Origin of the sequence: Bacillus cereus group sp. MYBK227-1 (genome assembly GCF_051916325.1) — a bacterium.
In the GTDB taxonomy this organism is placed as follows: domain Bacteria; phylum Bacillota; class Bacilli; order Bacillales; family Bacillaceae_G; genus Bacillus_A; species Bacillus_A cereus.
The window spans coordinates 527,134-549,416 of the sequence record NZ_JBQAGK010000002.1 but is presented as its reverse complement, the minus strand read 5'-3'; the positions used below and the strand labels follow the sequence as shown (position 1 = coordinate 549,416).

The following is a 22,283-nucleotide window of genomic DNA, read 5'->3' as shown; positions in this document are numbered from 1 at the left end:
GAAGCTACATAATTTGGCACGTCTATTCAACGAACTCCATTTCATTCGTTATTATAATTTGGATTCATATGCAGATTGATTGGTAATGTCCTCAAATACTTGACTCCCAATAATGTAGTATCCATGGAGTGCAGCCTCTTTCGAAGCGTCTACCATACGGAAAGAAGAAATTTCACTTTGCATTTTTTCAATTCGTTTTTTGTGGAGATCTACTATTCCTCCTGTCCAAATAATAGTGTTATACTGTTCTAACTTAAATTGTTCTTGTAATACACGCATGACGTCTTGGAAGTGTGCATCCAACTCTTTTTGAATCAAAGTATGAACCTGACTTGTCTCATGATTTTCTTCTCGACATTCATATCCTTTTTCTAATATGTTTGGCATGTCGTTAATATGCAATTGATTACTTTCACCCTCATGATTCTGCACGATATTCTTAATATTTTTCAAAGGCTTGCTACATCCTAGTTCCGCCTCATAATGATTTAAAATGACATTCTGTTTCATATCTGTCATTTCTACTGTACGAAATCCGCCATCAATAATTAAGATGCGATCTCGTTCCTGAATGATTCCCTCTTTTAAGAAATAGGCATGTAAAGCGACCGGTTGCTGAAGAATCAAAGCATTTTCCACCGTAATATGAATAAATTTCCCATCAATTTGTACGGAAGTCTCTTTTTTTAGTGCACGTTGTAATTGCTCATGCTGACTACCAAAACAAGTAACGGGGAGCCCAGTAACAACTAGAGGTAACACGACATTTTCTTTATAATCCTTTGCAATGCAACCAAATATTTGTTGTTTAAATCGTTCGCTTTCATAATAATTTTCTATTTCTTCGTCAAATGGAGGAAGAAACGAAGCGTCAGATTGATGTGCTTCATTTCCCATGTAGTATGCAAAATCTAAGTCTATAAAACTTACCTTTGTTAAATCTTCACTTTCAGCATGATTAGGTACAGGGGCTAGTGTAGAAGCTTCACTCTTGATTGTCATCTCAGAATCTACATCCTGTCGATATGCCCTTTTGGTAAAGCCAATTCCTACATCAATTGCATACAGAGATTTCATACTTTTTTCCTCACTTTCTATTTTTAGAATTAAATCTAGGCACTCTCTTCTTTCCCTTCTTTCACATATTTCTTTTCATTTTTCGTTTTTTCCCCGTCTAAGTTCTTACTATTTTCATTTATTTCGTAATCCTTTTCACCTGTTTTCTTTTTATTATTTTCGTTTTCTGTTAAGTCTTTAATGGTAGAAATGACAACTGGTGTGGCTGTAAGCAGTTGTGGTAATGTTTGTTTTGCAACATTAGCTGCAGTTACAGAAAATTGTTTACTTGTCTCAGTTACCTTCTCCAATGTTTCCTTTATGTTTCCTTCTTGTAATTTTTCTTTTACGCTTTTTCCTTTTGTTTGTATAGCTTTCCGATTTTCTTTTTTTAATAGGGAGACTATAACTCCGGTCGTAATTCCAATCACAGCATATTTAAATATTGTATGTTTCATTTTTCTCATCCTTTTCTATTTTTATTTTCTTCCATGCTACAAACTAAAATAATTCCCTTACCTATTTATCATATGTTGCAATCTATTACAGAGAATGATAGTTTTGCGGCTGCCTAGCATTCGCCATTGGTACTTCAGCTGTTACTAGGAGTAAAATCTTCCCTTGATCTAGTTTTTCTTCATATAAGTTAGCTTCCTCCTTCGACAACCCCATTTCTTCCATTTGATTTCGAAGTTCGTCCCCTTTTTTGGAGAAAAAGTTGATAATACTTGTTCCCAATCCTTGTTCTTTTACTCCAATCGTATTTGTGTTTGTATCATCCGCAATCCTTTTTGTTATATGTTTTTCATGTGCTAAAACATAAATGTCATCGTGGCGAACCCCTTGCAATTCTAGCTCTTTTACTTTCATAACTACTTCCTGTTCATTTTGATATTCATAAACTACCGTTTTTCTTTCATTCGTATGCATCGTATCTTTCCTCCTTTAGATTTTTTATTTTTTTATTTAGTTGTTATGTAATATGTAATACACCTATTTTAAAGATGTTAAACCTAAATTTTCAAAAAATTTTACACAATAGGTTATTCATGTTTTTAATATCAAAGAAATGTCACAAGCACTTTGCTTTGATAAAAGCGCTCCAAATAACGATTTGTTTGGAAGGTAAGCCCATTGTTTTATAGAAATCATAGCAAAATAAAAAAGCACTCCTTTTCAAAGAGTGCTTTAAAAAAACATACAACCTAATCAAAATATTTCTATTTTGATTACGGAAAGAAAGTCCTTATTAAAACATATGGTTGCTAATTTAATTGCGATCTGCCTTGCACCCAAGCAGCAATATCATTTATAACATACTCAGGGATATTAGCAGGACTATAATATTCATCTGGCTTACTTATTTCCCCATCACCCTCTGTAAAGAAATGATTTAACTTTGGATATAGTCGATAATCTACGTTATCTCGTTCTTTTAATTGTTCTTTCCAAAGAGGAATTTCAATTTTTGATTGAACTTGATAGTCTCTTTCTCCTTGAATAATAAGAAGCGGTGTCTTTTGTTCTTTTGACATTTCTGCCGCTTTAATTTTCCGTATAGAATCCCAAAATACTGCTGAACCTAAGTAAAAATCTTTTGGGGGATTCTGACCAGAGAAGTTGGGATCATTTAATAATTCAAATTGCGATTTGTAGAATTTATATTGATCCAGGTTCATTGCTCCAATAGAGAAAAGGTACTCAAATTGATCTAAAACAACGTCTTGGATCGTACGAGCTGGCCCTCCCATTACAATTGCTCCAGCAATATTTTTATTTTGGTCTTTTTCAATCATTTTCGGAAGCATCATTCCACCTTGACTATGACCAAGAATATATATTTGATTCTTATTTATTAGAGGCTCATTTTTAAGAAATTGAGTTACAAGAAGAGCATCATCTGTTGTCTCTTTATCAACTGTATAAAAGGGACTGAATTGTGTTTTCAACCCATGTTCATACGTTCTTTTATTATAGCGAAGGACAGCAATTCCCTTCGATGCAAGACCTTCAGCTAAATCGCGAAATGGTTTTAAAGCAAACGCTGTTTCATCCTGATCAGTTGCTCCTGATCCTTGAACAAGAATAACCGCTGGAAAAGGCCCCTTTCCTTTTGGAACCGACAATGTTCCTGGTAATGGAAATGCACCACTTCCAACTACTACTTCTTTATCAACAAATGACTCAGGCTTACTATATGATGGACGCTCTGCAACAGGACTAAACGACATGCTGAGTTGAAAATCGTCTATTTTTCCAGATGGATCTAGTTTAATTAGTAAAGGTACAGTCATTTTTTCAAAAACTAATTGAATCTCCACATTTGTATGAACAGGATTTGTCTCTTTTTGTGTAACCTCTCCAATTTCTATAAAAGAACCTGCTTGTAATTGAACTGGCAGTCCCTCCCAATAGCTCTTCAACCATTCTTCGGATATTATTTTCTGTAATGACCTTGAGGTTAAATCAAATGCAGATTTATAATCTTCACTATTCATATGGCGAATAAATGAAAGAGTAGTAGATATAATAGGATTTTCATCATCACTATTGTCTACTTTTTTTATAGTTGTGTTTGCTTCCTTTAATTTCGAACTAAATTGGTAGTTAAACGGATAGTTATATGTATCAGGATATAAGCTTGTTTTCAATACTTCCGTATTCCGTCCCTCATACAAACTTGAAGAACTCGTAAAATTTTCAGGTGAAATTACTTCCTCCGCATATGAGACTGAAGGAATTGCTATTGTAAAAATTGCACTGACAAGTAATAACTTATTACTTATTCTTCTTTTCTTACCCATAATTATTGATTCTCCTTCCAAAATTTAAAATTTCTAATAGAACATGCCAACTATAAGGAAAATAAAAATTATTAAAGAGATTAATAATCTATTTTACGATCCCCCCTAACTAGTTAAAAATCTATCATTAACAAACTTCAATAAAAAATGCCTTCCCCCTCTTTTTTTATCATTGGATTTTTCAGTGACATAGAAGCGCAGCGCTGCATTACATGTAACTGACCCATGGGGTTCTCTATTCTAAAAGAAAGCAGCACCCCACAAGATACTTTCTTTAATTGTTCTCACTCTAATTTATTTAGATAATTCTCTTATTACTGTAAGATACATTTATTCTAAATCCTAAAACTCACTTATTTCTTGATAGGTTCTTAAGAAATATCAAAAAATAAAGAAAAAAGTTATTTGGTTATTCATTCCGCAAGCTTAATGCTCCAGTTAGTTTTTTTCACATGGTGAAACTTTATTAAGAAAACCTTAAGAAATTTCCCTCTATATTTATAAGAATTTTTTTCTATACTGGAGCATGTAAATGAACAAGAGGAGAAACGATAATGAGAAAATTTGTAATTTGCATATTAGGAATAGGCCTTCCTATATACTTACTACCTTTCATATTACGCGGGGATTTAGACAGATTTAATCCGATTGCTGAAGAAAAAAATGTATATGCCGTTGCGAAAGGATATGGTGTTCCAGATTATCTTCAAAAAGGAAAAGCTATGTACTCACTAAAAGCTGTTGATGAATTAAGCAATGAAAAAGAATATAATGTTGGAACAAACACGCCTAATGATTTTATAAGAAAAACTTACTTAAAAATTCATGTGAAAGGAAAGTATGTGTATTCTTACGATATTATTTCTAAAGAGGATATTCCGGAGAAAATAAGGAGACAATTGGAGATAGCAAATAAATAAAAGAGCCAATTCATACGATTTGGCTCTTTATTCTCTCTCCCATCTACCGTTTGGATAATTCTTTCGGTAGATTTATTAAATTCGTTATCATTGTTTCAATAACCATTCTTCAATTACTTTCACTGTTTCATCTCGTTGTGCTTTTGCCGTAATTAAACTCGCATTATCACCTTTTTGCTCACCATACATGCCAAAATGAGCATGATTGCCCCCTTTTATCATGTGCATATTTGTATTCTTTGTCATGAACTTTTTATTGTTCTCTATTTTTTCTACAGTTGCTAAAGCATCTACTTCCCCGTAAATTGATAACATCGGAATCGACTTAGTAGAGAAGTCATCTGCAGGATACGAACCTAAGAAAATAATCCCGTCTACCTTGTCTTCATGTTGGAAGGCATACTTAGAAATCATAGCTCCTCCCATTGAATGCCCTGCAACATACCATTTTTGAACTTCCGGATACTGTTCAATTACACTGTCTACCTCATTTATTCCAAATATCGCTAAATTTAATGGTAACTTAGGCATTACTACAAAATGCCCATCTTTTGCAAGAGCTTCTCCTAAGTAACTATAAGCCTCGGCTTCTACTTTAGCTCCTTGATAAAAAATAACTCCTATTTTTGCATCTTTCTCTCCAAAAACTATATAATCTTCATCTTTTTTATCATCTACTAAAGACAAAGCCTCTTTCGTTGGTTTATAAGTAAACTGAGACCAAGTTAAAAAAGTAATACTTCCGATCATTAAAATACCTAATACAGAGTACAGAACAATTTTTATCCATTTCTTCACACATATGACCTCCCTAAGATGTATATATTCTATACTTTAGATTATCATTAATAAACATAAAAACTCGAGCATTTTCATTGTGCTCAAGTTTTCATTTACGTCTTTAATTTATACTATAAATTGTCCAAGATAAATATGTAGCAAATGCAGACCATAAAAAATATGGGATTAGCAACCATGCCGATACTTTAGATAAATTGGAAGAAAACATAATGAGAAGTAACGTAGTAATAGCGACTAGTAAACAATCTACTGTTGCTAAAAATAAATTTTTTTCACTAAATTGAAAGTAGCTGAACGCTTGATTGAACATATAATTTAAAAGGAAAATAAACCAAAATGTTTTTGGCTTGAATCCATAGTTGTTGTAAATAATTGCAACTGATAATGCAATAAGTCCAAATAATACAGCCCATATCATTCCGATTGTCATGCCAGATGGTGTCCAAGACGGCTTTTCTAACGCATCATACCAAGTACGATCAATAGGGAATAAAACACTAGAAACATAAAACAAACCATATGTTAGTAAAAATACTATAATACTAGATTTTTTCATAAACATTCTCCTTTTTACTAGAAGATTATAGAAACTTTATATGATTAGTATGTCCTTGTAATGGATAAAATTCTAATATTAAAATTCAAAATACATATTGTTTAACCTATTTCATACAAATTCTTTCATACTTTTATATGCACAAAGGGCTCTCTCCCGTGCTGCCTTATGATCAACAATCGGAAAAGGATATGTATCCCCAAGTTTTATATTGGATTTTTGTAAAATATGCTCAGGTGCTTCCCAAGGCTTATGTATATATTTGTTTGGGATATCTCTTAATTCTGGTACCCATCTTCTTATATACTCTCCATTTTTATCAAACTTTTCTCCTTGTGTGATTGGGTTAAAAATACGAAAGTACGGTGATGCATCTGCTCCACTTCCAGCAACCCATTGCCATCCCATTGTATTATTTGCAATATCAGCATCTAGTAGTGTATCCATAAACCATTTTGCTCCTTCTTGCCACGGAATTAACAAATGCTTTACAAGAAAAGAGGCTACAGCCATTCTTGCCCGGTTATGCATAAAACCTGTTTGCCATAGTTCTCGCATTCCCGCATCAATAAACGGATAACCCGTTTTCCCCTTTTGCCATACTCTTAATAACTCCTCTTCCTTATCCCACGGGAAATTTTCAAAGCTCTTATTAAGAGGTTTATATACTGTAAATGGATAATGATATAGTAAATAATAAGAAAACTCTCGCCAAATTAATTGACGTATAAAGCTATTAACTTGTTTTTCAAAAAGACTACATTGTCTTTCGGTACTTTTATTTATTAAGTAATGAAACATTAGCTTTACTGATATTTGACCAAATGAAAGATACGGTGCCAACATCGAATGGACATTTTGACCTGGAAAATCTCTTCCTTCACTATAAGAGACTAATTTACTAGAGAAAAATTTCTTGAATGTTTTATATGCCCCTTCTTCTGTCGGATCCCATATTACTTCCATATGAGATGTCCACGGTATAATCGGCAACAATTGTAATTCTGAAACAGATAAGCTTGCTGGTAAAGAGTTCCCCCACTTTATACTCTGCACTCTGCTAAAAGGTTTAGGTATTACCTGCTTTTGAAATGCATTGTAAAAAGGCGTAAACACCTTATATTCAGTGTTATCTTTCTTTTTAATAATCCACGGTTCTAATAATAAATGCGAATTAAATTCTTTACAGATAATACCTTTATCCTCTAACATCATTTTCATTTTTTGATTAGATTGTAATCTGTCCGGATCATAACAAATATTCCAATATACAGCCGTTATATCTAATTGCTCTATGAGAGAAAGTATTTCTTCCTCCGTACGTCCTTTACGAATTATTAAAGTAGAGCCCAATGCCTCAAGTTGCTTCTTTACATCTATTACAGCATGGTGCAACCACCACTTTGACGCACTTCCTATTGAAAAAGTTTCATCTTGTATATATACAGGAAGAACCTCACCAGACTGAACAGCCTCAAATAGAGCTGGGTTATCATATAAACGAAAATCTTTTTGAAACATAATAATAATTTTATTTTGCATGGCTATCCTTTCTAATTCTTAAAGCACAATTCATTCTTTATTAGAACAAATACTTCTGTTATTTTTAAATGATTATAAGAATCATTTTTTGTAATTGCAAACAAACTCTTCTATCTTTAATGGATTTTTCCAACTCTTAATAAAGATAAAAATATAATGCACTTTGTACTTATCTTAAACTCTTATAAAATAAAAAAGAAAATGGAGAGAAAGATGAAAAAACAATTTTATAAACAATCAAACTTAAATACATCTATAGATTCAACAATCCTATGGACTTTTCAAAACCAAAATGCCATAAATACACTTTTGAATGAAGGTAAGCTTATAGCCGATCCTATTTTTGTTAGTAAAGAAGATTGCACAGCATATAAATACATTGTAAGACACATGAAACAGAAAGGTATTGACTTTATTATAGATTTCCCCATTTGGGCATGGCATTCATGCAATGGTTACCAAAAGAAGCCTACTTTTGAGACTGCAAGGGAATTACTATCAGATATTCAATTAGAGAAAGAAATATACCTCATCGAATTCACATGTCCTAATTTTTTATTCATGTTAACAAACTATAGCGGATGGTGCGACATTTATTTTAAACTTACTGACAATCCTAAAGCAAGTGTAACAAATGATGAAGAAAAACACTTATTTGATCTTTACCCTATCATTGAGGAAGAATGGGAATATCATCATATCCAAGCAACTCTACCCTACCTAAAAAAAGAATGGATTATACAAATAACTGAACTTAGTAAAATGAATGGATTTAACAAATAATATTGTTTATGAATGCTTTATTTAAGCATTCATAAACATAACAAATAGTCACATGAAACTAATACATTTAAAATAGCATTTTTTTATAATGGAACCCTAAATAAGCTCCTTACTACTATGATTTTGTATACATGCAGTTTACTCATTTAGTTTTGGTCTAGTTTGTAAATATAAATTCAAATCTGGACTTGAACCGTTAATAATTATATCTCGAACAATTTTAGAAAGTACCATACTATAAACTAATCCATTATCTCCATACGCATAGATAAAGTGACAATTTGGAAACTCTTCATACATTCCAATTATAGGTAAACCATCATGAGTACCACCATAAAAAGCACTTAAATAAAATTCAGGTTCAACTGTTATATTGGGAAAGAGCTTATTAAATTCATTCACTAATTTCTCTTTTTTATGGATTAATTTTGAATCTCTTTCTTGAGCAATGTTTGTATCTTCATCTAATCCACCTATAATAATCCTATTATCTACAGTAGTTCTCATATAAATATATGGTCTCGCAGTTTCCCAAATGAGAGTGCGTTTATACCAAGAAGATAAATCTTCCACAGGATTAGTAACAATTGCATATGAGCTAATCAGTGTAGCGTTCTTTTCCTTTTTAAATTCCAATCCTTCATATCCTGCAGCCACAATTACTTTATTGGCAGTAATAGAATTGCCCTCCTTTGTATAAAAGATAGCACATTCTTTCTCTAACTTTTTGCCAACAATCTCTGTATCTTCATAAATGTGAACTCCTTTATTAGAGGCTTTTTCTAATAAACTATGTGTAAATTTATAAGGATTTATTTCACCATCATTATACGTATAAATAGCTGCACGTTTTTTAAATGGATATCTCTGTCCAATTTGTTTTTCTGATAACCAAGCCGCTTTAAAATCATGCTTATGTAAATAATACAGTTCCTTTTCTAATTTCTTTATATCCTCTTCATAACTTGCATAATATAAGCTGTCACGTCGTTTAAAGTCAGAGCAATAAGGCAAGTTTTGATCAGCATATTCAATATCATTAATAGCTTGTTCACATAATTTCATATGCTTAACTGCATACTCTTCCCCAAATGTATTTACAAGTTCAAAAAACATCTTATCACCTAAATATTGAATAAGTGCTGTATTTGTAAGGTTACTTCCATGTCCTACCTTTCTTTTATCAACGATAACAATATTTAAATCTGATTCACTCAAATAGTATGCTGATTGAGCACCCGAACTTCCTGCTCCTATTATTAGTACGTCACATTTTATATCTTCGTCCAAACGAGGATAAGAAGGTGTATTAGAAAAAGTCGTGTTCCAATATAATTTCCCTTGCTGTAAATCCATTTTAATTGCACCGTCCTAAATAAAATAGTTATATCCCCATCGGTATCTCCAAATCATTCTTACTATATACTTCTTATCAAAATTATCTTGCTATCATGAATAAAGGTTTTCATAAACCTAAAAGCCTTGTCTTAAAAATTTTTTCGAAAAAACGTCAAATAATTTTTTATTTTTATTATAAAAAGAGCAAAAGATCTCCATTTATAGAAGATTTCTTTTACTCTTTTTTAAAGGAAACAACTCCAAATATTTAACATATTATAGTATCTACTAAATAAAAGTTGCTTATCTATCGATAACTTACACATAAGAATGCATTTGTTTCACTACTTTATTAACAGAAACTTTAACAACCGTTTCTTTTTCCCCTGTTCTATCAATCTTGAAACCATGAACTTTAACATCAGACGGTACTAGTGGATGATGACAAATCATATCTATACTCTTCTCAATATTTTCACTAACATTTTCTTTTCCACTTAGCCATTCATCAAGGCTACCACTTGAAAATTCAGGCATGCAATTTTCAAAGAGATAGTCTAGTTCCCTGTTATTTTTTATGGAATCACGTTGAATTTGTAGATTAACTACATCAGTTTCTTTATCCTCTATTCCTACAACGAAAATTTCTTTAACATTTTCTTGATAAATAGCAATAATAATAGATCTCATTATATCTCCATAAGGATGCACAATTACAGAATCGTAGCTGTGTATAGTCAACATGTTTTCTTGTTGAATGTTAGTTACTTGTTGGATAATAGGCTCTATTTCATGTTTAATGTCTGTTAACAATAAAACTTTTTTATTCTTTGAATTCATATGGAGCACTCCTTCTTCATTATTTTATTTATGAAACTTTTAAGCTAGTAACAATAGTTGATAATTCATTACATGATTGTTACCAGTTTTTCCAGTGTCCCTCTGGATCAACACTTGCAAGTCTAACCCATCCATTTTGAACTTTTTCTCGAAATGTGAAATCATTATTTAGCAAACGTTCTATATATTGACTAGGCGCTTGAATTACAATTAGTAAACGAAGTGGTGAATGATACGTCTCACTATCTGACTGCATAACGGATTGCCAAGGTAAGCCTGGCAACAAATCACTTGCATTTCCCTGCATAACACCTAGACCCGCGGTTACAGTTTGGGTTGTTTTGTTTCCACTACCATAATAATGAGGAGCTACAGTTGAAGCGTAATATTGTAGATTTATCCACTGAGCTACTGTTCCTGGTCCTGCAATAATGTTAGCTAATATATCGCCACTTTCATCCTGTTTCCAATCATAATTATGAAGGAAAGCCCTACCTTCTAAGTCACAATCCTGAGTTAATTCTCGTTGCCCGATAATAAAAGATGCATTACGAGCTAATCCCCATTCTGGACGTATTTCACTCCAATCTTCTGCAAATCGATGTGCCTCTTTACTCGCATTTTTTATTTTCGTTTTAAAATTTGGTAATTGCGTTAAACGCTCTCTATTTGCATGTTGGCTCACATTTGGCATAATCGATTCGATACAATCAAATGCTTCTTGCGCAGTTTCCGAAAGTTCTGGGACGTAAATCCATTCCAATTCGTCCACTGTTGTTTTATGTTCAGCTGCTGCAAAAATGGTATCCTCAGGAATTTTAATACCTTCCACAAACAACGCCTCTCTCACTTCTGGGAGATTACATAAAGTAGCAAAAACTCTTGCATTGAATCCTCCTGCTGCTCCGCCACAAGCACCACACTCAAGTGCTGCAGCATAAGGATTGTTCGTACTTTGACTACTATGTCCGCACATTACAACTAAAGGAGCAAATTTTTCTGTCAGTCCCACCATTTTTAAAGCTTGACGCACATAGTTCACTTTTTCTTCTTTCGTAAAACCGATAGGTATCTCGCCCTTTGTGTCATGAACATGATTAAGCGAGAATGTTGTATCAGGTTTTTGTAACATAGTTTTACGAAGGTTACGAATGAAGCCACCAACTCCTCTTGGGACAAAGCTTCTTGTCACCATCTGTAGACCAAGTAAAGGACCACTTAACTCAGGTAGCACCATACTTGTCAGTACGTTCTGTTTCATCGTTTTAAAAGTATAACGTACCGAACTGCCTACCCTCTTACGTTGCTCATAAGATTTAAGTTCATTTTCATTTGTGAGCTCTTTTATTTGATGTTTCGGTTTGAGTATAACTGGCAAAGAAGGATGGTTGTTATTACTACCTAGTTCACTAGTTGCAATTGGTAACCCAAAGAAACCAGCTATTCCAAATGTTTCAAACGGACCTAATTTTTCAAGATGGCGACGAAACGGTTCTGAACGTACATCAATACAGAATGCTAATTGAGCTAATACACGCTTTTTATCATTGGTTGCACGTTGTGTAGAAGCAATCTTCTCCCTTAATTGCTCTGCATGCGTTTGTTCCCAAGCTTCCAGCCAAAGTTTCTTGCGAATATTTTCATCAAAACGATAAGCGAATACTAATAATTCACTTTGTTCAGTAGCAGGCATTTGTAACCATTCCCGTGTTGAAATATTCCCCCAATAGATCCAAGAAGCTATAAGTGGGACGATCGAAACTTTTTTCTCAACCTTTTGATTTTTTAAAGGTAAATAAGGTTTTACAATAGCCAGCTCCATAGAAATTCGAACTGCTAAATATTCTATGAGAAGTTCCTGTTCCTGAATTGATTGTTGTGAGCGCCATCGTATCATTCCTGACCACCCAGGCAAAGAAAGTAAGTGCCCTTCAAGGTAAGATTGTATGTTAGATTCAGAAATTCCTAGTTCAGATAATGCTCTCGCTAAAGCTACTTCGGCATCTTGTGGCCAATTTTTTAAAACTTTACGCTCATTTTTACTGAGCGCTGGATCAAATTTAATAAGGTGTTGCCATGCGCGATAAAAACCTTTCTCTCGATTTGGCATCGTCCAATTTGATCCGGATTCATCAAGATATAATTTACACCATTTAATGATATGATAATTAAGAACATCAGATAGGTTTTCACTATTTTGACTCTCTATAAGCGAACTTATTGGCTGCATAACAGAGGCTTGCATACTTGCTGTATTTATATAATTCATTTCTTCTGCCAATTTATTTACTTCTGGCGATGATAATAGACTAGAAGGTAATTTTTCTAACTTTAAAGCTGCTTGGCAAAATCGCTCTGCTTTCTCTCGCGGAATATGAAAAGATTGTGAATCCAGCCAACGAGACAAACTCATTTGTAAAAATGATTCCTCAATCTCACCTTTCGCTTTTGCCGAATGAATCATGGAGGCACTAGGATAAATATCCACATTACGAGCTTCTTTTAACCAATTTGCGACTTGTTCAAATGATTGCTTTTCAAGTCCCATCCAAGGGTGGTGAGCTGCAAACGTAGAGATAGGCCAAAGTGGCGCAATAACTCGGCTAGCAGATGCAACTAAATCATTTATATTATTTTCTTGCATATCAATGTTTGTATCTTTCTTTAATATTGACGGTATGCTCATCACGAATTACCTCCCTTTGATACATAATGTTTCAGATAGCTTGGGTGACTTTCTACTGACTTTCGTCTCGCCTCACCTACTCGAACTAACCAAAGATAAAGTACAGCGAATAAAGTAGAAGATTGATGACGAGTAACGAAAGTACTAATAACACTACTAAATAGTAAAATACATATAACAAAGATAACGGCTGGAGCTGAAGGTTGAACACTTTGATAAATATCAGTATGCAACCATTTATAAAGAGAATTATGAACGGTAAAGTAAATGAGAGAAAATCCAATCAAAACAATTACGCCAGCAATTCGTCCCATTCTTCCCTCTCCAAAAACAACAAGCTGTTTCCATGAAAAGTATAGTGACCAGCCTAAGATTAACGCACTAACTAGTTGATACCCCTCTCCAGAAGTCATAAACCAGAAAGTAATTGCTATAAATAATCCTAAAACACGCCCAACTATAATCCATAAATTGGACATCTTTTCATTAGACTGATTCACTACCCCAAAACGTTGCACGGAAGAACCAGCTTGTAAAAATAGTGTAGCTTTAAACAAACCATGTAAAATTAAATGAATAATAGCCGCTAAATAGGCGCCTAATGCACATTGAATAAGCATAAATCCCATTTGTGCAATAGTTGAACCTACTAGCTGACGTTTATAATCAACTTGGACTAAACTAATTCCTGTACCTATTAAGATAGAAATACTAGAGAAAATTAGTAAAATTATTTGTGCAATATCATCATGAAAAAGAGGTGAAAATCTAGTTAACATGATACCGCCAGCATTTACTAAACCCGCATGCATAATAGCAGAAACAGGAGTTGGAGCAACAGCAGACTCAATTAACCATCTTTGAAAAGGCCATTGTGCTGCTGGAATCATCACCGCTAATATAATTAATAAGTTAATTCCTGTTCTCTCCAATGTTCCATGTAGCACTACATTTTCATTCGTTAAAACTGATGTTAACTGCCACTGTCCTGTTACTTGAAAAAGCCAAATGATAGCTGATAGTAAGGCAATCCAACTTATTGTAAATAGGTAGCCAGAGATTTTAGTTGCTTCACTAACTACTTTCCACCCTTTATTTAGCCCTATAAGTAGAACCAATCCTATAAGCGTTGCTCCCCAACAAATGAGCATTAAGCGAAGATCATCACTTAACCATGCAACCGAAGATACACCTGTAGTAAATGTAAAAAGTGCAAAGTATTTTCGATATGAACGATCTCCCATTAAATAACGTACAGAGAAACGCTGAATGATTAAACCAATTGTAAGAACAAAGAAAGCCATTAACCAAGCTAAAGTATCTAGATGCCAAGGCCCCACAACTCTATCTCCATTGTTATTAACAAGTGCGAGTAAAGAAACCAATGATGGTAAAGCAGCGATACCAATATGGATATGAACAAAACGTAAAGGTATCCTTGCATGTAAAAATAATAATCCACTTAGCCAAGAAGCACTAAGCGCCATAAAAAATAAAGTTAACAGTGTTGATGAACTCAGCGAAATTAACATGTTAAATACTCCCTTCTAAGCGAAAATAGCCTATAAAAATTCCTTTTCATTACGATAGTTTTTTAAATTTCAATTTTCATTCACTCTTTTTAGTACATCGTTTTTTCCCATAAAAAAAACCGACAACTTCCATAATTCAATGATTTTATATCATCATTGAATTATGGAGATTGTCGGTTTCACTTCAACTAACTTCAATAAAGTTTTTTGAAGAGCTCCCATTTTATAGAGGATAGTAATGTATGTATTACTCCTATTAAAAATAACAGTATATCTCTGATCTCCTAGATTATGCAATCAATATATCAATTTATGTTATGCGCTATCTTTCAATTAAGAAACTTTTTCATTTAGTCAATATTACATATTAAAAAAATGCTAAAGCCTTAATTATAGCAAACAGTTAAAATAAGCATCTATTAATTTTTTAAAACAATTATAAGATAAACTATATTAAGCAGTTTGTCAATTTATTTATCAGTTTTTTTGAGCGTTATTCCAATTAAAATTCAGTATACGTAAATAATTTCAAGTTATTAATTATTATCATGTTAATAAATTTAAATAAAGCGCAAAACTTTTAGGTTTCTTAATTATCTCCCACTAACCCTACGGTGGTTTTAATTTTTAAAATTTTTCCTCAAGATTATGAAACAATTTAAAAATCATTACTCGTTCACCAGTACGGGAGCTTATATCCGTATGAAAACTTTTCACTTTTTCTCCAGTTAATTCTAATATAATCTCTTTCAAATCTTCAATTCCAGATTCAACTAGCTCCGAACGATTTTTCTTTATCGTTAGCATACCGTCTTTTGTTTCGCAAACCGTATATTCAGCCGGCGTTAAAATACCTTGTAAATTTACGATAATCATATCCCGTAATATATCTGTCTTAACGGATATAGACCCGCGTCCTAGGTAGTCCTTTTCCCAGTGAGTAATTGCTTTGCTTATCTCTGATTCAATAGAGCCTTTTGAGTTTTTCATCTTTGTATCCTCCTTCAATAAAATGTAATTACATTTATAATTACAATAACAATATAATAATCTGGATTGATTTTATTTTCAATTATTGAGAAGAATTTATAGGAATCGTTGTCATGTATCCTTTAGTATTAAAGTGAATTTTTATATTGTAATATACATTTTTTTGATTATCCCCCGATAAAATACTCTTACTATAAAGACTCTGTTGCATAGATTTCAAAAAAGGACATTCCAGAGAAAATAAGAAAACTCTTGTAACGTAATATACAAACAAAAAATCCTACACTTATGAGTAGGATTTTTCTCTTTTTATATTAGTCAAAAAACTAAAAGTATACCTGCCCTCCAAACATATTACCGATTGGGTTTATGCATATTTCCTTCGAATTTTGCCAACCACCAATAACAGTAAAGGAATCCCTAGCTCATAAACAGGAAATGCAATTGGAATTACGAAAAATATGTAGTAATAATGGGTAAATGTTTGGATATTTTTAACTGACACAGCTATGATGAACGAAATAGGAGCAAGAACTAACGCTACTTTTCGCCAATCCTTCAAATGAAATATTTGTGCTGTTCCATAACAAGCGATAAACATGTATAACGCCAATTTCACAAAAATACTAAAAAACCAAATAATAACTATCAAAATATCCACATTTTGAATGAACTCCATGACAGATATGTATCGGCTCAAATCGTAAACCGGATACAAAAAACTTGAAGATAATTTCGGACCGAATGTTAAAATGACCGCTAATGTTCCAATCGTTACCATGAAAACGGCTAATCCTACCCCCAACATCGCCCTTGATGACGCTTGCTCTGGTTTATCCATAAAGAAAACGAACATCATCATCATAACAGCCTCTCCAAAAAATGCGGCTACAGGAGTATAGGAACCTTTAAGGATGGGAAGCCAGCCAGAATCGTGATAAATAGGCCGCATATAATCCCAATTCATATTGCCAACATTCAAAATGATTACAAACGTTATCATTAAAAGTACAATTGGCCCTATGATTTCACTTAAACGTCCAATACCTTCCACCCCTCCTTGGTAAATGATAAAAATGAGCAATAACATCGCAGTAAAGACAATGACCCACAAAGGTGTATTATGAAACAAAGCGATAATAATGAACTCACCAAATTCACGGACGGTTATCCAAATTATCATGTACCACCCAAAGAAGTAAGGAATCATCAGTAGCTTTCCTAGCCATTTACCAAGAATAGTTTGACTAAATTCAATGAGAGTTTGTTTCGGATAAAGCGAACCAAGTGTAGTTGCCAAAAAAGTAAGAGCAACCCCTATCACTCCTGCAATCAAAATCGAGATCCACGCATCTTGTTTGACAGTACGAATCGTCGCTGGAATAACTAGAAGGAGTGATTGTCCCACTTCAAATGTGAACATCATCCAAAAGATTTGCCTGCCAGAGATTTTCATCGAATTTCTCACACTCTATATTCCTCCTTATTTTTTCATTTCATTTTTCTTCAACTGCAACGGTGGTCCAGTCAGTCCTACTCGCCGAATAGTAAGCTTTGTATGAAGAGAAACCTCCACTTTTCGAAATTGTTTACTCCAATTCTTTTTTAACTCTTTCCATTCGGATGGATATTTTTGATGAATGGCTTCTCCAAATCCAAAGATATCGGTTCCGTATTGTTTTTGAACCTTTTTAATAGTTTGGAGAGCTTCCTTTTCGGACTGTTTTTCCAATACACGTTCTAAAAGAGTAAGATTTTTTGGCTGCGAAAGATCTAAATTCGTATTGTTCTCCTGAATTGTTCCTTCACCAGAAAAAACAATGTCACACTTAATTGTGTCCCCTTGTATAGTAGGTATGATTTTTCTATTGATCTTTGTCATATATAAACTTGCACTACCATTTCCTTTAGAGGCCGTTGCTGTAACTGTCTGTTTACTTAAACGATTCACTATCCAAAGAGTAGTTAACCATTCCTGCATGTTCAAGTATCCTACCAATTTGAAATCGTTGTTAAATATAGCACCGCCTACAATTTGAAACCCTTTGACCTCAGTTTTTCCTTTTTTATGAGACACATTTAGTTTAATAACGGGCAAAATCGGAGTGATTCCATCACTCGTACCAGCAATAAGAAAATTTAATAAAGACATATCTCCCGCTGCCTCTATTTGCATATGCTCTTTAAGTGCCCCAAGTGCCGGGATAGACTCTAAAGGGATGGATGCTTTCAGAAAATCTTTTGCAGTATTCCCTTTTATGACAAACACACCTGCTCGTAATCGAATATCAGGATCGCGGCTATATGCATCTAAAACTGGAGCAAGACCACTTTTAGCCATTTTTTCTCCAATCAATATTACACGCTGGTGCCCTCGAAAAATTTCTCTCGACATTTTTGTTTGCATCATTTGTATAGCTTCATGTGTATCCCTTCCCGTTCCCGATTCTGTAAAAAACGCTTTTCCTGCATTACTTCTTCCGCTCTGTCCCATTCCCATTTTTGATGGAATAATAAACTGAGCACTAATTTCAATCTTATTATTCTTCGCTTGATCAAGTCCCCATCCTAATTCTATTGCCAAATCATTTAATTCTGTCCGATCCCAACATCCCGTCAAGAAGCATAAAGAAATGACCAGTATCATACAGAGTGCCTTGTGCAGGCTCATTCTGTTTCCCCTCCCCGTTTCTCATCTGGCTTTTGTCCACCTGGAAAACGGACTTTCTCTTCACCAGATACCATTATTGGGCGGTGGGTCATATTCCAACGAGGTGTTCGGAGAAAAACATCCTTTAAATCACGAGGAGTCTGTGGTGCAACTGGACTTAAATACGGAATGCCAAAAGAACGAATGTTAGTTAAATGAATCAAAATCGCAAGGGTACTTATTGCAACACCGTATAGCCCGAGCATCCCTGCCAATAACAGCATCGGAAAGCGTAACATCCGGTAAGCTGTTCCTAAGTTGTAGCGCGGGAACGCAAATGACGCAATACCGGTCGTCGCCACAACAATGACCAAAGGTGCGGAAATAATACCTGCTTGCACAGCAGCTTGCCCGATAACAAGTGCTCCGACAATACTAACTGCTGATCCAACAGGTTTTGGTAACCGAACCCCCGCTTCCCTCAAGCCTTCAAATAAAAACTCCATCATTAGCGCTTCTATGACAGCCGGGAACGGAATGCCTTCTCGCGCAGCTGCAATACTAATAAGCAAATTTGTCGGTATTAATTTAGGATGAAAGGTTGTAATAGCAACATAGAGAGAAGGAAGAAATAATGAAATATTAATTAATATTAAACGTATCCATCGAACAAAAGTTGTGTAGATGGAGCGTTCATAATAATCCTCCGCTGCTTGTAGACCAGTCCAAAATGTCATAGGAACAATCAAAACGAAAGGTGTGTTATCTACTAAAATGGCGACTTTCCCCTCTAATAAACTTGCACAAACCGCATCTGGCCGCTCAGTATTTTGAATTTGTGGAAAGGGTGAAAAGGGTTGGTCCTCAATAAACTCTTCAATGAAAGCTGACTCCAATACTCCATCAATTTGAATTCGCTTTACCCTTTGGCGAACTTCATCCAAAACCGAATCAGGTGCAATTCCCTCAATATAAGCAATTACCACATCTGTCTGTGACAATTCCCCAATCGAATAAGGTTCCATTTTTAGTTTTTGGCTTCGAATTCTTCGGCGAATCAGGCTCGTATTGACCCTTATCGTTTCCGTAAACCCGTCCCGAGGGCCACGAACAGAGATCTCGGCAGCCGGCTCTTCAATACCTCGTTTTTCAAAACCTTTTAAATCAGCGACTAGAGCTTGACTTTCTCCTTCTGTTAAAATGACAACATTCGCTTTCAATACTGCTTCTATAACCTCACGAACTTTAGAGATTGTCTTTACTTGAGAAACCGCAATTAGCTGATTTTGTATAATTTCTCCTACCGAATCCACACTCTTTACTCCACTAGGCAGACCTTCGAACATCATTGGTTTCAAAACAACTTGTTCCACAACTTTAGTGTCAATTAATCCATCTATATAAATAAAAAGAATTTTATTTTGACTATCTATGATTATTGGACGAAAAACAATATCGGAACAATTTTCAAAAACTTGTCTCAAAACTTCTTCATTCGCAGATACACTCTGCTTGAGTTCGCACTCTTGATCATTTTGGAGCAGCATACTTGCACTCTCAAGTTCCTGAATATCTTTTCTCAAACGCTTTCTACTAAGTTTTTTCATCATACTACCCCATTTATCGAGTGGTTTATGTTTTGAACCCAATTGTTAGTAATTTCTTGACAGAATAGCTTTAAAAAACCGTTCCACTAAATGTTTTTTTGTAAGTAATCATTTATCTAGAAAACAAAAGGAAAATATCCCCTCTATATCCTTCTTAAAATTTCCTTACACATGAAAATTATTCAATTTTTTTCTATAAGTTAGTTATTCTAAAATGAGGTATCCATAAAGTAACTTGTAAATTCTGCTTTGTTAAATTGGTAGTAATAAACTTATAGAAGCGAGCAAAAAAAGCATGTTCTGAAGAAAGATAAATCAGAACATGCTCTTAATTTATTTATTTGATACTATAGACGTTGATCTTTCTGGAAGTTTAGTTGAAAATGATCCGCTTCATTGTATACCCTGAATTCATATCCTTTTTCCTTATAAAATTTAATAATTTCCTGAAGCGCTTGTAATGTCTGTGGTTTTTCATGCATTAGAACTACTTCCACATCTTCTGTTGTTGTACGCTTTACATTTTCTATAATTTGCTGTGGGTTACCTTTTAATTTCCAATCATTTGAATCTATCGTCCAATCCCAAACTTTTATTCCTGCTTCTACAATTTTGTTACGAATGTCCTGCCCCTTTAATCCTGGTGCAGATCCGTATGGGGGACGGACTAGTTTAGGAGTTGTACCTGTAATATTATGAATAAGAGCTAACGTTTCTTTCATCTCCGTTACAAATTGTCCTTTTTTGTATAGCTTATCACTATTATGTGTCATACTATGTGCACCAATATAATGTCCTTCTTTTACTGCTCGTTTTACATTTTCCTGAAAACCAGTATTCTGTAAATTGCTACCTTGCATAAAAAATGTCGAAGCAACATGTTGCTCTTTTAGTACATCTAAAAATTTGCCAGTTAATTCGCTAGGACCGTCATCAAATGTTAAATAAACAACCTTTCCTACTGGTTTTCCATCAGCTCTTTTCTGTTTTGCCAGCGATGTGTCCTCTTTCTTTCCTTGTTGTTGCGTATTAGCTATCCTAATATTTTCATTAGCTACCCCTTCCACTGGGATAGAGTTCCATTTCCCTATTAAAAAGAACGTGAAAAAGGTCGTTGCTAAAACAACTCCTAGAGATAGTATTGCCTTAGTTACTACACTTGTTTTTTTCTTATTTTGTGATTCTTTCATTATGTTTCGATCCTTTCCCTACTCATTTTCATATTCATTATTTATGCAGCTAAACATTAACTTCAGCTGATATTTACAATAAATAGATTAATAGAGGAAGGTGAAGATAAAATGCAGATAATGTCGAAATTAGTTAAAGAATAGCCTATTACATCCACTCTTTAAAAAAATATTTGTTTCTCTACTACAGTTAAATTTGAAAACTGGATATACATCCAAAATAAAAAATACTACTCTTTCTAAATAACATTTTCATATCAAGATAACAGCATACTGATATAAAGATAAAATACAAAGATAGCCGTACAATTGAAATTCTATTATAATTTTGTAATTGGAATTCATTTGAACCAAATGAAGAACTAGAAGAAATATTATTATGTGGAGGTACTCCGATGAACCTTGTAATTAGAGAGTTAGAAACAAATGATTTAGATAATCTCCCGGAGATTGATGACAGTTTTATAGTGAATGCTCGGTTAATTCTTTCTCTTTCCAAAGGAAATAGACGCATAGAATATACAGTAGAAGACGTTCCAAGTTATGAAAAAAGTTATTTACAAAATCAAGATGATAATGAAGAACTGGCTTACAATGAATATATAAATAAACCTAATCAAGTAATTTACATAGCACTGTTACATAACCAAATCATCGGATTAATAGTATTGAAAAAGAATTGGAACCACTATGCTTACATAGAAGATATAACGGTGGATAAAAAATATCGTTCACTCGGAGTTGGTAAAAGATTAGTTAATCAAGCAAAGCAGTGGGCAAAAAAAGGAAATATGCCAGGTATCATGCTTGAAACGCAAAATAATAATGTCGCAGCATGTAAATTTTATGAAAAATGTGGATTTGTAATTGGTGGGTTTGATTTTCTTGTTTATAAAGGTTTGGATAAGACAAGTGATGAAGTTGCAATTTATTGGTATATACATTTCAAATGATAATAGTTTATAACGTAAAAAACTCAAAATAAAAC

The 22,283-nt window shown here is 33.7% G+C and carries 19 protein-coding genes; 3 read left to right on the top strand and 16 right to left on the bottom strand.

Going from position 1 to position 22,283, the window contains the following annotated elements; translation table 11 throughout:
- Positions 1-51: 51 nt before the first annotated feature.
- The 4 genes from ACTFRM_RS09870 to ACTFRM_RS09855 form a co-directional block, all read right to left on the bottom strand.
- Positions 52-1,077, bottom strand: coding sequence for a ParM/StbA family protein (locus ACTFRM_RS09870; RefSeq protein ID WP_000839441.1), 1,026 nt, complete (start codon positions 1,075-1,077; stop codon positions 52-54).
- 35 nt (positions 1,078-1,112) lie between these two features.
- Entirely contained in the window at positions 1,113-1,514 is a 402-nt protein-coding gene (locus ACTFRM_RS09865; RefSeq protein ID WP_000683216.1) for a hypothetical protein, read from the bottom strand.
- Positions 1,515-1,599: 85 nt separating this feature from the next.
- A complete protein-coding gene (locus ACTFRM_RS09860) occupies positions 1,600-1,986 on the bottom strand; it encodes a general stress protein (protein ID WP_000557320.1) in 387 nt (128 codons plus the stop codon).
- 335 nt (positions 1,987-2,321) lie between these two features.
- Positions 2,322-3,860: an alpha/beta hydrolase gene (locus tag ACTFRM_RS09855; RefSeq protein ID WP_000516858.1), complete on the bottom strand. Its 1,539-nt coding sequence runs from the start codon at positions 3,858-3,860 to the stop codon at positions 2,322-2,324.
- A 554-nt stretch (positions 3,861-4,414) separates the two neighbouring features.
- Here ACTFRM_RS09855 and ACTFRM_RS09850 point away from each other — a divergent pair.
- On the top strand, positions 4,415-4,780 hold the full coding sequence (locus ACTFRM_RS09850) for a YxeA family protein (protein WP_001225226.1): 366 nt from the start codon (positions 4,415-4,417) through the stop codon (positions 4,778-4,780).
- An 87-nt stretch (positions 4,781-4,867) separates the two neighbouring features.
- Here ACTFRM_RS09850 and ACTFRM_RS09845 read toward each other — a convergent pair whose 3' ends face one another.
- From ACTFRM_RS09845 to ACTFRM_RS09835, 3 genes are all read right to left on the bottom strand, one after another.
- On the bottom strand, positions 4,868-5,578 hold the full coding sequence (locus tag ACTFRM_RS09845) for an alpha/beta hydrolase (protein WP_000758851.1): 711 nt from the start codon (positions 5,576-5,578) through the stop codon (positions 4,868-4,870).
- Between the two features lie 103 nt (positions 5,579-5,681).
- On the bottom strand, positions 5,682-6,137 hold the full coding sequence (locus tag ACTFRM_RS09840) for a TspO/MBR family protein (protein WP_000749751.1): 456 nt from the start codon (positions 6,135-6,137) through the stop codon (positions 5,682-5,684).
- Positions 6,138-6,248: 111 nt separating this feature from the next.
- Positions 6,249-7,679 (bottom strand): cryptochrome/photolyase family protein, encoded by a 1,431-nt coding sequence (locus ACTFRM_RS09835; RefSeq protein ID WP_001179936.1) that lies wholly within the window; start codon positions 7,677-7,679, stop codon positions 6,249-6,251.
- 213 nt (positions 7,680-7,892) lie between these two features.
- Between ACTFRM_RS09835 and ACTFRM_RS09830 the strand changes: the two genes are divergently transcribed.
- Entirely contained in the window at positions 7,893-8,462 is a 570-nt protein-coding gene (locus ACTFRM_RS09830; RefSeq protein WP_000743888.1) for a DUF3841 domain-containing protein, read from the top strand.
- A 138-nt stretch (positions 8,463-8,600) separates the two neighbouring features.
- On the opposite strand, the gene ACTFRM_RS09825 is transcribed toward ACTFRM_RS09830, so the two are convergent.
- The 9 genes from ACTFRM_RS09825 to ACTFRM_RS09785 all read right to left on the bottom strand — a co-directional run bounded on the left by ACTFRM_RS09825 (position 8,601) and on the right by ACTFRM_RS09785 (position 21,295).
- Positions 8,601-9,818, bottom strand: coding sequence for an NAD(P)/FAD-dependent oxidoreductase (locus ACTFRM_RS09825; RefSeq protein WP_440043268.1), 1,218 nt, complete (start codon positions 9,816-9,818; stop codon positions 8,601-8,603).
- A 300-nt stretch (positions 9,819-10,118) separates the two neighbouring features.
- Complete coding sequence (locus tag ACTFRM_RS09820; protein ID WP_025688061.1) at positions 10,119-10,640, bottom strand: carbonic anhydrase; 522 nt, start codon at positions 10,638-10,640, stop codon at positions 10,119-10,121.
- Between the two features lie 79 nt (positions 10,641-10,719).
- The gene (locus ACTFRM_RS09815; protein ID WP_025688060.1) at positions 10,720-13,326 is read right to left on the bottom strand and encodes a DUF2309 domain-containing protein; all 2,607 of its coding nucleotides are present in this window, start codon (positions 13,324-13,326) and stop codon (positions 10,720-10,722) included.
- Entirely contained in the window at positions 13,326-14,858 is a 1,533-nt protein-coding gene (locus tag ACTFRM_RS09810) for an NADH dehydrogenase subunit 5 (RefSeq protein ID WP_025688059.1), read from the bottom strand. Before ACTFRM_RS09810 ends, ACTFRM_RS09815 begins: the two co-directional genes overlap by 1 nt.
- Positions 14,859-15,485: 627 nt before the next feature.
- Positions 15,486-15,848: a DUF2294 domain-containing protein gene (locus tag ACTFRM_RS09805; RefSeq protein WP_000798162.1), complete on the bottom strand. Its 363-nt coding sequence runs from the start codon at positions 15,846-15,848 to the stop codon at positions 15,486-15,488.
- 367 nt (positions 15,849-16,215) lie between these two features.
- Positions 16,216-17,304: a GerAB/ArcD/ProY family transporter gene (locus ACTFRM_RS09800; protein WP_440043380.1), complete on the bottom strand. Its 1,089-nt coding sequence runs from the start codon at positions 17,302-17,304 to the stop codon at positions 16,216-16,218.
- 27 nt (positions 17,305-17,331) lie between these two features.
- The gene (locus tag ACTFRM_RS09795) at positions 17,332-18,519 is read right to left on the bottom strand and encodes a Ger(x)C family spore germination protein (RefSeq protein ID WP_000052113.1); all 1,188 of its coding nucleotides are present in this window, start codon (positions 18,517-18,519) and stop codon (positions 17,332-17,334) included.
- Positions 18,516-20,108 (bottom strand): spore germination protein, encoded by a 1,593-nt coding sequence (locus ACTFRM_RS09790; RefSeq protein WP_025688055.1) that lies wholly within the window; start codon positions 20,106-20,108, stop codon positions 18,516-18,518. Before ACTFRM_RS09790 ends, ACTFRM_RS09795 begins: the two co-directional genes overlap by 4 nt.
- Before the next feature lie 344 nt (positions 20,109-20,452).
- Positions 20,453-21,295, bottom strand: a complete 843-nt coding sequence (locus ACTFRM_RS09785) for a polysaccharide deacetylase family protein (protein WP_440043267.1) — start codon at positions 21,293-21,295, stop codon at positions 20,453-20,455.
- 395 nt (positions 21,296-21,690) lie between these two features.
- Here ACTFRM_RS09785 and satA point away from each other — a divergent pair, with 395 nt between their 5' ends.
- The gene (gene satA, locus ACTFRM_RS09780) at positions 21,691-22,248 is read left to right on the top strand and encodes a streptothricin N-acetyltransferase SatA (RefSeq protein ID WP_025688052.1); all 558 of its coding nucleotides are present in this window, start codon (positions 21,691-21,693) and stop codon (positions 22,246-22,248) included.
- Positions 22,249-22,283 lie beyond the last annotated feature (35 nt).

Bases quoted from the DNA above. Each gene is read 5' to 3' on its own strand.
- ACTFRM_RS09815 (WP_025688060.1), bottom strand. From the start codon at position 13,326: ATGAGCATACCGTCAATATTAAAGAAAGATACAAACATTGATATGCAA.
- ACTFRM_RS09860 (WP_000557320.1), bottom strand. From the start codon at position 1,986: ATGCATACGAATGAAAGAAAAACGGTAGTTTATGAATATCAAAATGAA.
- ACTFRM_RS09805 (WP_000798162.1), bottom strand. From the start codon at position 15,848: ATGAAAAACTCAAAAGGCTCTATTGAATCAGAGATAAGCAAAGCAATT.
- ACTFRM_RS09835 (WP_001179936.1), bottom strand. From the start codon at position 7,679: ATGCAAAATAAAATTATTATTATGTTTCAAAAAGATTTTCGTTTATAT.
- ACTFRM_RS09795 (WP_000052113.1), bottom strand. From the start codon at position 18,519: ATGAGCCTGCACAAGGCACTCTGTATGATACTGGTCATTTCTTTATGC.
- ACTFRM_RS09810 (WP_025688059.1), bottom strand. From the start codon at position 14,858: ATGTTAATTTCGCTGAGTTCATCAACACTGTTAACTTTATTTTTTATG.
- ACTFRM_RS09790 (WP_025688055.1), bottom strand. From the start codon at position 20,108: ATGATGAAAAAACTTAGTAGAAAGCGTTTGAGAAAAGATATTCAGGAA.
- ACTFRM_RS09830 (WP_000743888.1), top strand. From the start codon at position 7,893: ATGAAAAAACAATTTTATAAACAATCAAACTTAAATACATCTATAGAT.
- ACTFRM_RS09855 (WP_000516858.1), bottom strand. From the start codon at position 3,860: ATGGGTAAGAAAAGAAGAATAAGTAATAAGTTATTACTTGTCAGTGCA.
- ACTFRM_RS09785 (WP_440043267.1), bottom strand. From the start codon at position 21,295: ATGAAAGAATCACAAAATAAGAAAAAAACAAGTGTAGTAACTAAGGCA.
- ACTFRM_RS09800 (WP_440043380.1), bottom strand. From the start codon at position 17,304: ATGAAAATCTCTGGCAGGCAAATCTTTTGGATGATGTTCACATTTGAA.
- ACTFRM_RS09820 (WP_025688061.1), bottom strand. From the start codon at position 10,640: ATGAATTCAAAGAATAAAAAAGTTTTATTGTTAACAGACATTAAACAT.
- ACTFRM_RS09865 (WP_000683216.1), bottom strand. From the start codon at position 1,514: ATGAAACATACAATATTTAAATATGCTGTGATTGGAATTACGACCGGA.
- ACTFRM_RS09825 (WP_440043268.1), bottom strand. From the start codon at position 9,818: ATGGATTTACAGCAAGGGAAATTATATTGGAACACGACTTTTTCTAAT.
- ACTFRM_RS09840 (WP_000749751.1), bottom strand. From the start codon at position 6,137: ATGAAAAAATCTAGTATTATAGTATTTTTACTAACATATGGTTTGTTT.
- ACTFRM_RS09850 (WP_001225226.1), top strand. From the start codon at position 4,415: ATGAGAAAATTTGTAATTTGCATATTAGGAATAGGCCTTCCTATATAC.
- ACTFRM_RS09870 (WP_000839441.1), bottom strand. From the start codon at position 1,077: ATGAAATCTCTGTATGCAATTGATGTAGGAATTGGCTTTACCAAAAGG.
- satA (WP_025688052.1), top strand. From the start codon at position 21,691: ATGAACCTTGTAATTAGAGAGTTAGAAACAAATGATTTAGATAATCTC.